Here is a 13,547-nt window from a genome sequence, read left to right as displayed (position 1 = left end):
CGTTCTGGCATTTTGTGAATCGTAATTTGATTGCAATAGCCTCAACCACAGGATTGATGATTTACTCGCTTAGTATTGAAAATGAATGGGAATTTGATGCTTTAAGTGCTTTTTTTGCACTTTTAATGTGGTGGACCGCGTGGAGTAGTTATCGACACGTAAAAAAACAAAAAATTACGCTATCAAAATCGGGTATAGATGTGCTCAAAAATGGGGAGCACTCTTGGGAAGAAGTGAAAATGGTTAAGCAGGAACCATATCAAGAATCTCGAGCCTATCATTCATTTTTCCCTGGTTACATTATTCATTTTACAGATGGAAAAACATATAAGGTTCAACAGACAATAGAAGGTTACACCGAGTTATATAGACAACTTTATTTGCGTAAAATACCGGGGACGGAAAAAGCACTTTATTTGTATGACACAACAGTGGAAGGGGAAAATGGTGCGTGGGATTTTTTATGTGACTCTGTTTACTACCCAGAAAAAGACATAATCAAAAAAGAAAAACTAAAGCCGGTTTGATGTCAATTAAATGCCTTTGGCAATGCGTTGGGGAATAGCATTGTTGAGGGGATGAAAGGGCTATCCAAGGCTGAATTGTTAGCTCAACAAGAAAAATTAAGTAAAGGGTTCTCGCCTGATTTATCAGCAATCGAAGATAATCTGTCGAAGTTGCCTGAAGAAATGTGGGAAAAGCAGATTGCTGGCTTTGAAAAAGATAATAGTCAAAAGACGACTGAAAAATCTCAACAGCGAACTGATGAATTCAATGCAAAAGAAGAAGCTAAGCAGGTCGCGAGACAAGAGAAAGCCGCGATCCAACGAGAAAAAACTGTAGCTGAAAGGCAGCGTATTGATGCTGATTTCAAAGCGTATGATAAACAATACGCTCAATACCGCACTGAAATGGAAAACCAACTAGAGCAGTCTTATCAAAATGGTATAAATCGTGGTGGCTCAGCTTATATGAAAGGTCGTCAAACCTCCGCTATCGGTGGTGATTTTGCGACTGAATATGATTGGAAAACCTTGCAAGCAGATGCGGCGACAGCCAAATGGAACTCAAATCGGTTTATGAGGTACGCGTTAGATTATGGACAAACAAATGCGATTGAGCTTGAAACAAGTATTGATATAAACGGCGCTTTCATGACTGGGTCAATAGGATTGTCTGTAACTTTTGATAATCAAGGTGGTCTAACATTTGCTTGGGGCTATGAAGGAGGTGTTACAACTGAGTTAGGTCCTTACTTATCTCATTCCGTGGGTATTGTAAAAGGTTATGGGGCAAATTCTGCTCAACTAGGGTCGGGTGAGTCAGTGTCTACGATTTATTCGGCAAATATAAGTGATTTTACAAATTCAAAATTTAAAGGGCGCGATTTTGGTGCTTTTGTTGAAGATGGCTGGACTTTAGACAATGGCGGAAAACCAGAGTTTAGGATTGAGGGGTATGGTGTAAGTCAAGATTTCAATATTTTTGATAAAGCCCTTGAGCGATTTAGCCCAACACCAAGTGAATACAAAGGGTTACCAGTAGAAGCTATTAAATCATCAGAGACAGCCAAAGCTATTGGGCAGCAACGATATACAAACTATCCTGAATTTTCTCGCGCAGCTTATGGGATGCTAAATGTATTCTTTTTTAAGTGAGATGAAGGGCAATGAATTTAGTTGAAGAAATATCATTATTCGCTTTTTGGGGGCAGCCGACACTTGTAGTTGGCTTCTCAATATTCCTGTGGATCCGTTTCTATAAGAAACTGTCAGTCTTAGTTGATTCTATTAGTGTATGGCAAGTAATCGGTGTTGGTTTGCTCATTTTTATCTACGCAATTATTCCCAATATTTCTAGGTTTAGGTTTTATTTCGCTTATCACCTTCAGGATATAAATTCAGGTGTAGTTGAAGGAAAAATTGATCGGTTGGAACACGTGGAGCGGTCGACGTTATATTATTTTCAAACAGGTGAGATATTAAAACACCAGCCTTATAGTACATCCTGCATTGATGGTGCATTGCAATTAGAACAAGATGTTTTTTATAAGATTGTTATGATAAGAGAGTCCGGTTCCGATTGTATTTTAGCAATATATAAATGATGCGAATTGTTGATGGTTGGCTAGGAACAGTATCTCAAAATGCTTTTGGCAATGCGTTGGGTAATAGCATTGTTGAGGGGATGAAAGGGGATGGCAGTAGTAAAGCTGCAGCAAAAATTGAACAAATCCAAAATAGTGACGCAGACGACACGACTAAGAAATTAGCCATTCAAAAAGTTTATGAAAACGAAGGTGTATCATTTGAGGATATATCAAATGATACTGGCTCATCAGGCGGAAGCGGTAAGCGTGGATTTAGTGGTATTCACGGTGCTTACGACAAAGACGGAAACGTTCATTTTACCCGATACAAAGATGGTAATGCTATGAGCGATATATTCCGAGGTCGAATTGACGGCACGTTTGATACTGCGAAGCAGATCCATAGTTCCTTCTTAAATTGGGCTGGTAACGACTTATCGACAAGTGGTTCGGCATTGGGGATTAGCTCAATGATGTACCACCACAGAATTGACACTCAGCAGAATGCCTTAGCAATTAGTTCCGCAGAGCGCCAAGCTATTTATGAAAGTAGAATGCGTAGAGTTGATCTTGGTAGGCCTACAAATAGCTGGGATGTCGGTGATACATCCACGTGGACAGACTCAATGAAATACTCTATGACTGGCGCAAATGGTGTGCTGTCAGATGATTTTGTGACGACTGTTCATACTGGTCTAGGCTACGCAAATAAAGCTGCAATGGTAATTGGTGGGTTAGGTCTTGGTGTGGGTTTAGGTATTGGACTGGCATCGTTAACGAGAGCAGCGTTACCAACAATTGGGCGTGGTTTTGTCTCAATGGGGCGTGCGAGCATGCAAATTGCTGATGACGTAGCTTTACGTGCCTCTGCTTATGGGCAAAGCGCTTTACGACAAGTTCGCCCTGTAACTAACTTAGGGTTTGAAATGGGCGCTCGCTCGGCTGTTCATTTAGGGCGAGTTGAATATACAGGCTTTGCTGGAACTTTAAATTCTACTTTAGGCAGGATCGCGGGTTCTACAGGATTCCAGGGGGCAATGCAATCTGGTGCGATAAATGGGTTTACAAACGGTATTGCAGAATATGCTTTTAAAGGCTCTGAAGCTAATGTTTTAGGAGCATTTGCTAACGGGTTTATTGGTGGCGTTGCTGGCTATGGAGCTGCACAAAAAGTGGTTTCTGGCGCTAGAGGATTTGTTGGTGGTGCTGTTGGAAGTGGAGTAACAGAAGTTTTAAGTCAAGAAAGCTTCTCAACTCATGATATTTTAGTTTCTTCTGTTGTTGGCGGTGTTGCAGGTTTAGGGTTTTCTAAGGTGTTTAGAAATATGCCTGTGGTGTTACCTACTTCAACTCGGTCTTTATACGACAGCTCGATTGACTCATTCTTGGGAAATTATAGCGGTAACCACTTTAAAGATTGGTTTAACAAATAATGCACAATAATCGTTTAATCAATAAGGTTGAATTTAAATTGGCGCGGATGCCGTTGTTAAATGCAATGCTTGATGGTTGCTGGTATATAGCGTTTTTACTTGGCCTAACTGTTTATCTGTTATTTAGAGATGGTTTATCTGAGTCAGTGTTAGTTCCGATTGGTATTTTAGTATTTTATCTTGCCTTATCATTTAAGCGTTACCTCGAAGGAGGGGCAGTTTGGATAACACTGAGTGAAGATGGGATTACTTTACCAACTGGTTACCAGTATCAATGGGAAGAGGTGCAAAGTGTTCAATTATTGGAATTGAATCCTAGCGTATATGGAGCAGCCACACCAGGTTTTCAAATTAATTTTACAGATGGTAAAGAATATAAGATTACTCAGCGAGTTGATGATTATACAGGGTTGTATAAACGGTTATTTGATCGAAATATAGACGGTACTGATGCCCCGCTACCTGTTTATGAAGTTGATAAACTAGCTGGAGGAGCTGCTGAATTGCTGCCAAAACCAAAGTTTATTTTTTATCCTAAAGAAAATAAAAATGTCGCAGTGAAAATTAAGTAATCTTTAAATATACTTTTTATTCAAAGCCGTTGCTTGCAGCGGCTTTCCTATTTTATTCCCCCTAAAAATCTTCGATTTTAGAACTGAATAATTATCATACCCTATGCAGCTTCTGCATTTAATACTAACTTATTGAAATTAAATACAATAAATGGGTGCAACTAACGGTAAAACAAGCGTTCTTACTGCTTCTTAAAATCACTAAACCTGTTGAATTAATTTATTAAAACTGGGGGCATGCCAGTTTTAAATGATTGACCACTCAAACTTCCTCTCTTAGCGGCTATCACTTAGCCGCTAAATTGCGCAATACGCTTAGCCTCATGTTTTAAAATCATGCCTTCGAGCAAAGCTTTAATCACCTTTTTCTCGTCAGCGTCAAAACGGCTGATGGCCTCAAACTGTAATTTTAATTCATCATCAGGCCCACGCTCGGTTTGCTCAAACACCAAAGAATCAATACTCACACAGAAATTTATACACAAGTGAGTATCAAAAAACTCAAAGAATTCCACCAACAAACCCACCCCGCAAAAGCCAAGGCGCAGCAACAAAGGGTACTGGCGGATTTATGGGAAATATTAGAGAATGAAGAAGATGAAATTAACGATGAATAACAAGTTGAATAAATACGCCATTGGCGTATTATGAAGGCAATACGATTATAATAGAAACAGTCGTATTCACCAAAATCATAAAAACCTTAATGACAGGTGGTGAATACAAAGACTTACAAGAAGCCCTAATCACTAGGCCAGATAAAGGGGCGATAATAAAAAACAGCAACGGGATCAGAAAAATCCGCTGGACACTCGAAGGTCGAGGAAAAAGTGGAGGAGTGCGTGTTATCTATTACTGGATGACAGAAGATGAGCAGATATACATGCTGTACGCGTACCCAAAAAGTACACAAGAAAATTTAACCGATGCCCAATTAAAAGTTATGAAACAGATAGTAGAGGGGTGGACACATGAATGATGAAATGTTTAAAGAACTCGTGCAGAGCATGGAGCAAGCTGGCGATATAATGAAAGGTAAAGCTAAACCATCACGTGTAACCGTGTTTGCAGAGCCTGAAGTTAAAGCCATTAGAGCGAAAACAGGTTTAAGCCAAAGCCGCTTTGCAGACATAGTAGGCGTTAGCAAACGAACACTAGAAAACTGGGAACAAGGTCGCAGGCACCCAACAGGGCCAGCAAGAGCCTTACTGAAAATACTGGATGCTGATCCACAATATGCACTAAAAGCATTGCATGGATAATTGAAACACCAACATTGTCGGCAAGCACAGAGAAACAAAAAGGCAGCTTGCTCACCTTAAAGTGATTTATTTACCAAACCCTGCACCTCCAGTCGCAAGTTCCTGCAATTTATAACCCCCAACCCCAAGGGGCAATAGACGGCTAAATGGCTATGTTGGCCTAGCGGCCAACCCAGCCATTTACCCGCCACTAAGAAAAAAAGTGCATCTAGGGCAAAAAAGTAAGATACTGCACGAATGAACCAGATATCCGCTCACAACAACCTGAAAATAAAAGGGAAAATGCCTCTATGCGTAGGACTGCATGGCGGGGTGATTACTTTTGTCAATGCGTTGGGGAATAGTGTTGTTGAGGGGATGAAGTCAGCACCAAAAACACCAGATCCAAAAATTGATTTATCGAAACTTGAGAAATCCGTGAACGATAAATTGAATAAAACTGTTAATGAAATAGCGGCTAAAACTTCAGCTGAGCTTGACGAAAAAGCCACACAAAAGCTAGCAGAAAAAACGCAGCAGCAAACTGACGAATTCAATGCAAAAGAAGAAGCTAAACAAGTAGCTAGAGAACAGAAAGCAGCGACTTATCGAGAGAATGCAGTAACCAGAAATACAGCTTTAGCCGATGATTTGTATAGTATGCAAGCTTCAACCTATGGACATCAAAAAAATGTCGTGTATGAAGAAACTCAGCGTAAATTCCGTGAATTGGGTGGAGCTGGCGGTTCAACAGAAGTGATTATTTCTAGTGGCAATAAGGTTTTACGTCCAGTAACAAATTACGGCGGCACTCCTGGACCATGGTCTTTGGATTATTTGGCGAGTGAAAAGGCAGCAATAGAACATATTAATGGCTTTAAAACGAATACAATTGATCCAGCCAATAAAATAACAAGTATTCTCAACAATATAGCTTCGGGTACGCAGATTTGGGCGGGCGAAAATTTTTCAAAAATTGACTTTGGTCGCTTAAATATTACTTTAACAAAACCTGCAAATGTGACTCGACTCCCTGGGATACCTATGTATGAATCAATCGATGTAGAGTTTGGCCGCAATTTGAAATTTGGCTCTGATACATTTGGTGTTGCACATGCTAGACCACAAGCCGTAATCGATATTGGTGGAGTTGCTACTGATTTGACTAGAAAAGCTTTATCAAAAACTCCTGGGCTTGGAGCTGTGGTTACTACAGCAGGCGTTTTAACTGATGTTGCGTCTGGGGTTTCTGGAGATCCCAAAGGTTTTGTGAGGGCTGCAAACACTACAGGCTGGGCGGTAACTGATACCGTAGCCACTTTTGGCTTGGTGGCATTGGCTCCTGCAGCTCCATTAGCGGCACTAGGTGTCGGTGCTGCGTATCTAACTGTCCGAACTCTTGACGCATTTAATGTTCCATATACAAACCTTGAAGAATTTGCTGAGAGGATGATCGATTGGACAAATTAAAATCGTTTTTTGAATCTTTCATGGCATATTATTGTATGAGTGTATACCTAATGGTTTGGTACGTTCACGAAACAAGTAAAGACTGGAGATTGGCTCTAGATCATTACTGGTTTTATCAGCCGATGCAGTTAAATATTTCTGGAATTGCCAAAGGTGCACCTTTAATTGTATTTATACCTTTCATAGAGAACGAACATTGGATTTTATATGTTTTTGGGGCAATATTGTTCTGGGACTCTATTTTCAGAATTTTTTGTTCTTTAGGCTTTACGGAGCAGTCTATTGTTAATAAATGTTCATACTATTACGACAAAGGATATCGTTTGCCAAGTTTGATCATGAAGTTATCAGTGCTAAAATCACCGCAAGACAAAGCTTTGTTATCATTTTTATGGGTACTTACATATGCTATATCTACTGCAATTATAGTTTTTTCTGGAATAATAGCATTGCAGTCGAAGAATTAACGGGGTCACGTCTTTAGTTCTGCTGAGCGCCAAGCTATTTATTAAAGTAGAATGCGTAGAGTTGATCTTGATAGGCCTACAAATAGTTGGGATGTCGGTGATAAATCCACGTGGACAGACTCAATGAAATACTCAATGACTGGCGCAAATGGTGTGCTGCCATACAGTTTCGTAAATGCCACTCACTCTGTTTTAAAATATTCTGGTTATGTTGTGGGTGGTTTTGCATATGGTGCTGCATACAGACTTACGTCTCTTGTTTTTAACAAGTTACCCTAAAACTAGTAGTCGATTATTACCACGAAACCCTCAAACAATCGCCCGAAGCATTAGAGTACTTACAACAGCGCGGGCTAGACCACCCAGAGCTTATCGACACCTTTAAACTCGGCTTAGCCAATCGCACGCTCGGTTATCGCCTTCCACAAAAAAATCGCCAAGCAGGGGCAGACATTCGCGGCAAACTGCAACAGCTGGGTATTGTAGCAGCGCGGTGCTATGTGAATTATCAATGTACTTGATAGCTCGTTGTTTACTAATCAAGTTTCTACCTTAGCGGCTCCTCTTAGCCGCTAAAATGCGCAATGCGCTTAGCCTCATGCTTTAAAATCATGCCTTCGAGCAAGGCTTTAATCACCTTTTTCTCGTCAGCATCAAAACGGCTGATGGCCTCAAACTGTAATTTTAATTCATCATCTGGCCCACGCTCGGTTTGCTCAAACACCAAAGAATCAATACTCACACAGAAATTTATACACAAGTGAGTATTAAACAGACATTGATCAGATCCTCAGGCAACTTTTTTGATTTTATACAAATCTATCGATTTTCCGCCTATTAGCCGGATGATCTTCTCCCTCAATTCGCTCAAGCCTTCGATGAGTATTACGTTTGTTGTTTCATATTCAATTAAATTGATCCCTTCGAAACATTGGAACACCCACCTCAATGTGGGTGTGGCGATTTCTTTCTTAATTTGATTTGGGATAGTGATGCTCGACTTTACCATCCTTGTTCGCAGCCTTCTTTGAGCAATTGAATACACGAGTAATGATAATGTCATTATCATTAGCAGTGAATCAATCCGACTTGGTTTTTTAATAAACAGTGAAGAGACAAAAAATAACGGGTCCTTTAAAAACCTAAACCCTTGCTCAACAACGGATTGTTTTTTGTAACGTCTTAAAATAGACTCTGCCGGTAATTCATTTTCTTCAATATTAGTCGTGAGCACAAAGCAAGATTTTTGCTCTATCGCAGACAATATTACGTCTGGCTTTTCTTCAAAATGAGCGCTAATTTGCCAATCTATCTGTTTGATTATGGCATTTTTGAGTGGACGACCTTTGCCTTCGTAAACCGTATACGCTTTTAATTCGGGGGTTTTTATTTGATGATATTTGGCTTTTTTAGCGATTTTATTCAGGCTACGCTTTGCATCTTCTTCACAAGCAAACCGTTGAGCTTGTAAATGAAATAGGGCTTTTTCTAATTCAATCTTTGCGCGTTGAACCTGTTTCGAAATTGTTTTTTCAGCGCGTGACTGCGCCGCTTGTGAATAGATAACCATCCAACGCTGTTGAATATCAAGATGCTTGACGTTATTCACAACATAGCGGTAATTATCATCGATAACTTGCCAGTTATTACTTTGAAGTGCCTCGCTAATGCTTTGTTTTTCTAATTTAATAGTGGACGGAACTCGGGTTATAAATTTTAGCTGGCTTAAAAATTCGGCGTTATCTGAATGGTATAATTTGCTGTCGGCAACCAAGTAGCCCGGCATTTCACTACTTTTTAAACTTTCTACGATAGCCTTTGACCTTGCTTTAAACACGGCAGTATCGGCTTTATTACCATCCCAATTTTTACATGCTAAAGGTACACCGCCATCCTGAGTGACTATCATTTCTTGAATAACTTGTTTTAAATCAGGTCGATGCGCTTTACTGTAGCCGTGTGTGATGGTAATCATATTATCAGCCTCATCACTTTCTTCATCGACTTCATCAAAAGCATATTCTCCGGAAAGGGAGTGGCTTGTTGTGTCGAGTGACTTCCATTGTGTGTCGATATTTTCAAGCGTACAAGCTTGGTGGGATACTAATGAGAATAAAGTTTCACAACCAAAATCAAAACATTGGTCTAATGTTCGTCCCAGCTTATGGCGATTAAAATGTTCAGCGGTGACACCGGCACGAAATAGATGCTCGAGAGGTAAATTTGCAAAGAATTGCGGGGTTAACGACAAAGGACGGTTAGCAAAACCTAATCCATTCATAATCATGCCCTTGATAGCTTCACCAGGGGATATTTCATGCTTTTCATTTTGAGGCAGATATTTATCGATAAGCTCAACTATATTTAAATCGTCAATAACACCAGCAACAATGCCATGATGGTCTAAGCGTTTGATTTTTAAATTCATATTCACCTCAAAAGTTGAAGTGATATTTTAAACTAATCCACTAAATTGTCGAAAATTAATAAATGAAAATTTTTTAATTTTGTCTGATCAATGTCTGATTAAATATGGCCAGTAAAGGATTTACCGTAACTGCCTTCAATCGCAGTTATGACAAAGTGGAACGGTTTTTAGAAGGGCGAGCGAAAGGCTTAACAATACGTGGCGCTGATTCAATTCAAGCACTCGTAGAGTCTTTAGAAAAACCCAGAAAAATTATGTTAATGGTCAAATCAGGCCAGCCTGTTGATGACTTTATATCTCGCTTAGTTCCGTATTTGGATAAAGGCGATATCATTATTGACGGTGGTAATAGCCAGTTTGAAGATTCGAACCGCCGAACAGCTGCACTCTCAAAACAAGGCTTATTGTATATTGGAACCGGCGTATCGGGTGGCGAAGAAGGCGCATTGTTGGGGCCGTCAATTATGCCCGGTGGTGATGAAAAAGCTTGGCCTGCTGTTAAACCGATATTCCAAGCAGTTTCTGCAAAAGTTGAAGATGAACAGGGCGAACTCAATGAGCCTTGTTGTGATTGGGTTGGTGACGGTGGCTCGGGTCATTTTGTTAAAATGGTTCACAACGGTATCGAATACGGTGATATGCAGCTTATTTGCGAAGCCTACTTATTGATGCGCGACTTGCTAGGGATGCATGCTGATGAAATTAAAGCCGTGTTTGATGATTGGAATACAACCGAGCTCAGTAGCTATTTAACCGAGATCACCGCCGATATTTTTGCTTACAAAGAAAATGGTGAAGCACTGGTTGAAAAAATACTGGATACGGCTGGGCAAAAAGGCACTGGTAAGTGGACGGGTGTAACAGCACTGCATTTAGGCGTGCCATTAACACTAATTGGTGAGGCGGTGTTCGCACGTTGTTTATCTGCCATAAAAGAAGAGCGTGTTGACGCGGCAAAAATACTAACCGGCCCTAAAGCTAAATTTAACGGTGACAAACAGGCCTTTTTAAATAGTTTAAAAGACGCTTTGTTGGCATCAAAAATTGTTTCCTACGCACAAGGTTTTGCGTTAATGCGAGAAGCCGCATCTGAATACAACTGGCAATTGAATTACGGTGCAATCGCCTTAATGTGGCGCGGTGGTTGTATTATTCGCTCAGTCTTTTTAGACAATATTAAAGCGGCTTTTGATAAAGACAGTGATTTGCGCAATCTATTGTTAGACGACTATTTTTCAGATGTTGTTATGTCTGCTCAAAACGGTTGGCGTGAAGTCAACGCTGCTGCCATTGTGAATGGTATTTCAGTTCCATGCTTGTCGTCAGCGTTAACTTATTTTGACGGCTACCGCACAGCCAACTTACCGGCAAACCTGTTGCAAGCGCAGCGAGATTATTTTGGCGCACATACATACGAGCGTAAAGATAAAGCGCGAGGCGAGTTTTTTAATACCAATTGGACAGGGCGCGGAGGAGACACAGCCTCTACCACCTACGATGTTTAGTATTACCCGTTTTTGTTTGTAGTCGTGCTCGAGCAACGAGCCTTGAGAGCAAGGAAGCTTTTTTTAGCGGCTACTTTACTATTCCCAACGAAATAACCTTCCTCAAAAATATCGTCTTCATACCTCCTTACTCAATTTTTGATATGTTAAGTATGTTTTACATTTAATTGCATCTTTGTCATTCATTTTGGTTAAATTTATATTACATCTAAAGTGGGGTTGGTTAAATTTTCATTCATTATAATACTTTTAAAACAATATGTTAGGATGATTCTTAAGCTGTTTTAAAATTCTATTCCCTTTTTTAAACTAACTGCTTTATATAAATTTATAAAAAAAGCTGTTGAAACATTGTAATTATGTTGTAGGATTTGATCTTGATGTATTACCAATATTGCTTAATTTAATTGCTATGTGTAAGTCCTATGTTGGGGTTTTTACATGTAATTTGTCTGGCGATTTTGGTGGCTAATCACACTACACACACAACTGAAAAGGAAATGAAGAATGAAAATAGCAAAATTGTTGGGTGCATCTGCGCTTCTTGCTGCTACATCTACAGCATTTGCAGGCACACTTAATGTTTCAAGTGCAGAAGATTGGGGAAGCGGTCACTCAAGTTACCCTGCTTCAAATACAATAGACGGAAGTACCGATTGGTCTTCTCGCTGGGCAGCGTCTGGCTCACCTGTTCATTTACAGTTAAACCTAAATTCAATACAGCGTGTTACTCAGGTCGGTGTTGCTTGGGGACGAGGTGACGAGCGCAGTTACGAATTTGAAATTTGGGCTCGCGCTGCAACGAGTGGCAGTTGGACGAAAGTTTATGACGATGTAAGTTCAGGGTCAACAGAAGGCATTGAAGTATATGACATTACCGATATCGATGCGCAGCAAGTAAGGGTTAAAACTTTTTCAAATACGGCGGGAACGTCGTGGACGGATATCTTAGAAGTCGAATTATATGATGAAAATGGGACCGGCGAATTGGCCATCAACACGGCATTTGATGATGGCAGCGGTCATGGAAGTTATCCTGCAACTAATGTTATTGACGATAACACAGCATGGGCATCACGCTGGGCAGGCAATGGCTCGCCGGTAAACCTGACAGTTGAATTAAATGAAACCAGTCCGGTATCTCAAGTTGGTGTTGCTTGGGGCCAAGGTGATTCACGTTCACATACTTTTGAAATTTACGCTCGTCCGGGAACAAGTGGAAGCTGGACTAAAGTTTTTGATGATGTGAGCAGTGGCACCACAAACGACATCGAAGTATACGATGTGACTGATATCGAAGCTCAACAAATCCGTATTAAAACCTTTGACAATACAGCAGGGTCAAGCTGGACAAATATTACGGAGGTTAAAGTATATGGCGATGGAACGACCCCAATTCCAAAGGATCCTGATTTAGACCCAAACAAAGCGCCTTCAGAAAATTTTGACTTATCTCGCTGGTATTTAAGTGTACCAACCGATGAAGATAACAGTGGTACAGCAGATAGCATCAAAGAAGATGAGTTAAATGCAGGCTATGAAAGCAGTGAATATTTTTATACCGCAACTGATGGTGGAATGGTATTTAAATGTCCGGTAGATGGATATAAAACTTCAACCAATACCAGCTATACCCGCACTGAATTGAGAGAAATGTTGCGTGCCGGTGATACCTCAATTGATACTAAAGGGGTTAATGGTAACAACTGGGTGTTTAGCTCTGCTCCGAGTTCAGCTCAAAATTCTGCTGGTGGGGTGGATGGCAAATTAAAAGCAACGTTAGCGGTAAATTATGTCACGACAACAGGTAACAGTAGCCAAGTAGGTCGGGTAATTGTTGGTCAAATCCATGCTGCAAATGATGAGCCGATTCGTTTGTACTATCGCAAACTGCCGAACAATAGCAAAGGTTCAATTTATTTTGCGCACGAACCAGGTAATGGTAATAGCGAACAATGGTATGAAATGATTGGCTCTCGCAGTGATAGCGCATCAAACCCTTCAGATGGTATCTCGTTAAACGAAAAATTCAGTTACGAAATCGACGTGACGGGTAACACGTTAACCGTCAAAATAATGCGCGACGGAAAACCAACGGTGACAGAAACTGTAGACATGAGCAACAGTGGTTACGACGATTCTGATGACTGGATGTATTTTAAAGCGGGTGTATATAATCAAAACAACAGCGGAAACAGCAATGATTATGTACAGGCAACTTTCTATGCTTTAGAAAATACACATAATTAAAATACACATAACTAGTAACTAGCAAACGCGTAAGCCCCGACAAGTTAAATTGTCGGGGCTTTTTTCATATCGTACAACTCGCTGCAAAATCA

At 40.3% G+C, this 13,547-nt stretch carries 16 protein-coding genes; 13 read left to right on the top strand and 3 right to left on the bottom strand.

Annotated elements, in window-relative coordinates; translation table 11 throughout:
- The first annotated feature begins 14 nt into the window (after positions 1-14).
- Genes FNT16_RS19885 through FNT16_RS19865 form a run of 5 tightly spaced genes read left to right on the top strand, consistent with a single transcriptional unit; the run spans position 15 to position 4,094 of the window.
- Positions 15-527 carry a hypothetical protein gene (locus FNT16_RS19885; protein ID WP_143872497.1) on the top strand — a complete coding sequence of 171 codons (513 nt, stop codon included), beginning with the start codon at positions 15-17 and terminating at the stop codon, positions 525-527.
- A gap of 27 nt (positions 528-554) precedes the next feature.
- Positions 555-1,658, top strand: a complete 1,104-nt coding sequence (locus FNT16_RS19880; RefSeq protein WP_185976778.1) for a hypothetical protein — start codon at positions 555-557, stop codon at positions 1,656-1,658.
- A gap of 11 nt (positions 1,659-1,669) precedes the next feature.
- Entirely contained in the window at positions 1,670-2,107 is a 438-nt protein-coding gene (locus FNT16_RS19875; RefSeq protein WP_143873775.1) for a hypothetical protein, read from the top strand.
- Complete coding sequence (locus FNT16_RS19870; protein WP_143873773.1) at positions 2,104-3,522, top strand: hypothetical protein; 1,419 nt, start codon at positions 2,104-2,106, stop codon at positions 3,520-3,522. The genes FNT16_RS19875 and FNT16_RS19870 overlap by 4 nt, the downstream gene beginning before the upstream one ends.
- Positions 3,522-4,094 carry a hypothetical protein gene (locus tag FNT16_RS19865; protein WP_143873771.1) on the top strand — a complete coding sequence of 191 codons (573 nt, stop codon included), beginning with the start codon at positions 3,522-3,524 and terminating at the stop codon, positions 4,092-4,094. Before FNT16_RS19870 ends, FNT16_RS19865 begins: the two co-directional genes overlap by 1 nt.
- 290 nt (positions 4,095-4,384) lie before the next feature.
- Here the strand turns inward: FNT16_RS19865 and FNT16_RS20495 are convergent, their stop codons facing one another.
- A complete protein-coding gene (locus FNT16_RS20495) occupies positions 4,385-4,561 on the bottom strand; it encodes a hypothetical protein (RefSeq protein ID WP_185976777.1) in 177 nt (58 codons plus the stop codon).
- An 18-nt stretch (positions 4,562-4,579) separates the two neighbouring features.
- Between FNT16_RS20495 and FNT16_RS21065 the strand changes: the two genes are divergently transcribed.
- The 6 genes from FNT16_RS21065 to FNT16_RS20490 all read left to right on the top strand — a co-directional run bounded on the left by FNT16_RS21065 (position 4,580) and on the right by FNT16_RS20490 (position 7,551).
- On the top strand, positions 4,580-4,711 hold the full coding sequence (locus FNT16_RS21065; protein WP_281281918.1) for a hypothetical protein: 132 nt from the start codon (positions 4,580-4,582) through the stop codon (positions 4,709-4,711).
- 20 nt (positions 4,712-4,731) lie between these two features.
- A complete protein-coding gene (locus FNT16_RS19860; RefSeq protein WP_246072559.1) occupies positions 4,732-5,073 on the top strand; it encodes a type II toxin-antitoxin system RelE/ParE family toxin in 342 nt (113 codons plus the stop codon).
- Entirely contained in the window at positions 5,066-5,356 is a 291-nt protein-coding gene (gene nadS, locus FNT16_RS19855; RefSeq protein WP_143871992.1) for a NadS family protein, read from the top strand. The genes FNT16_RS19860 and nadS overlap by 8 nt, the downstream gene beginning before the upstream one ends.
- A 237-nt stretch (positions 5,357-5,593) precedes the next feature.
- On the top strand, positions 5,594-6,805 hold the full coding sequence (locus tag FNT16_RS19850; RefSeq protein WP_143873769.1) for a hypothetical protein: 1,212 nt from the start codon (positions 5,594-5,596) through the stop codon (positions 6,803-6,805).
- A complete protein-coding gene (locus FNT16_RS19845; RefSeq protein ID WP_143873768.1) occupies positions 6,793-7,272 on the top strand; it encodes a hypothetical protein in 480 nt (159 codons plus the stop codon). Before FNT16_RS19850 ends, FNT16_RS19845 begins: the two co-directional genes overlap by 13 nt.
- Before the next feature lie 123 nt (positions 7,273-7,395).
- Positions 7,396-7,551 (top strand): hypothetical protein, encoded by a 156-nt coding sequence (locus FNT16_RS20490; protein ID WP_185976776.1) that lies wholly within the window; start codon positions 7,396-7,398, stop codon positions 7,549-7,551.
- Positions 7,552-7,837: 286 nt separating this feature from the next.
- Here the strand turns inward: FNT16_RS20490 and FNT16_RS20485 are convergent, their stop codons facing one another.
- On the bottom strand, positions 7,838-8,014 hold the full coding sequence (locus tag FNT16_RS20485; protein WP_185976775.1) for a hypothetical protein: 177 nt from the start codon (positions 8,012-8,014) through the stop codon (positions 7,838-7,840).
- Positions 8,015-8,062: 48 nt separating this feature from the next.
- Positions 8,063-9,700, bottom strand: coding sequence for an IS1634 family transposase (locus FNT16_RS19835; protein WP_143873767.1), 1,638 nt, complete (start codon positions 9,698-9,700; stop codon positions 8,063-8,065).
- 104 nt (positions 9,701-9,804) lie between these two features.
- On the opposite strand from FNT16_RS19835, the gene gnd reads away from it, so the two are divergent.
- Together gnd and FNT16_RS19825 are read left to right on the top strand one after the other, a co-directional pair.
- The gene (gnd, locus tag FNT16_RS19830; protein ID WP_143873765.1) at positions 9,805-11,205 is read left to right on the top strand and encodes a decarboxylating NADP(+)-dependent phosphogluconate dehydrogenase; all 1,401 of its coding nucleotides are present in this window, start codon (positions 9,805-9,807) and stop codon (positions 11,203-11,205) included.
- Positions 11,206-11,712: 507 nt separating this feature from the next.
- Positions 11,713-13,455 carry a polysaccharide lyase family 7 protein gene (locus FNT16_RS19825; protein ID WP_143873763.1) on the top strand — a complete coding sequence of 581 codons (1,743 nt, stop codon included), beginning with the start codon at positions 11,713-11,715 and terminating at the stop codon, positions 13,453-13,455.
- Positions 13,456-13,547: the final 92 nt, after the last annotated feature.

The organism is Catenovulum sediminis (assembly GCF_007289895.1).
GTDB classification, from domain to species: domain Bacteria; phylum Pseudomonadota; class Gammaproteobacteria; order Enterobacterales; family Alteromonadaceae; genus Catenovulum; species Catenovulum sediminis.
The sequence above is the reverse complement of the archived record's forward strand: the minus strand, read 5'-3'. Positions and strand labels throughout refer to the sequence as shown.

Coding starts and splice junctions, on each gene's coding strand:
- FNT16_RS19875 (WP_143873775.1), top strand. CDS start 1,670: ATGAATTTAGTTGAAGAAATATCATTATTCGCTTTTTGGGGGCAGCCG.
- FNT16_RS19870 (WP_143873773.1), top strand. CDS start 2,104: ATGATGCGAATTGTTGATGGTTGGCTAGGAACAGTATCTCAAAATGCT.
- FNT16_RS19865 (WP_143873771.1), top strand. CDS start 3,522: ATGCACAATAATCGTTTAATCAATAAGGTTGAATTTAAATTGGCGCGG.
- nadS (WP_143871992.1), top strand. CDS start 5,066: ATGAATGATGAAATGTTTAAAGAACTCGTGCAGAGCATGGAGCAAGCT.
- FNT16_RS19850 (WP_143873769.1), top strand. CDS start 5,594: ATGAACCAGATATCCGCTCACAACAACCTGAAAATAAAAGGGAAAATG.
- FNT16_RS20490 (WP_185976776.1), top strand. CDS start 7,396: ATGAAATACTCAATGACTGGCGCAAATGGTGTGCTGCCATACAGTTTC.
- FNT16_RS19835 (WP_143873767.1), bottom strand. CDS start 9,700: ATGAATTTAAAAATCAAACGCTTAGACCATCATGGCATTGTTGCTGGT.
- gnd (WP_143873765.1), top strand. CDS start 9,805: ATGGCCAGTAAAGGATTTACCGTAACTGCCTTCAATCGCAGTTATGAC.
- FNT16_RS19825 (WP_143873763.1), top strand. CDS start 11,713: ATGAAAATAGCAAAATTGTTGGGTGCATCTGCGCTTCTTGCTGCTACA.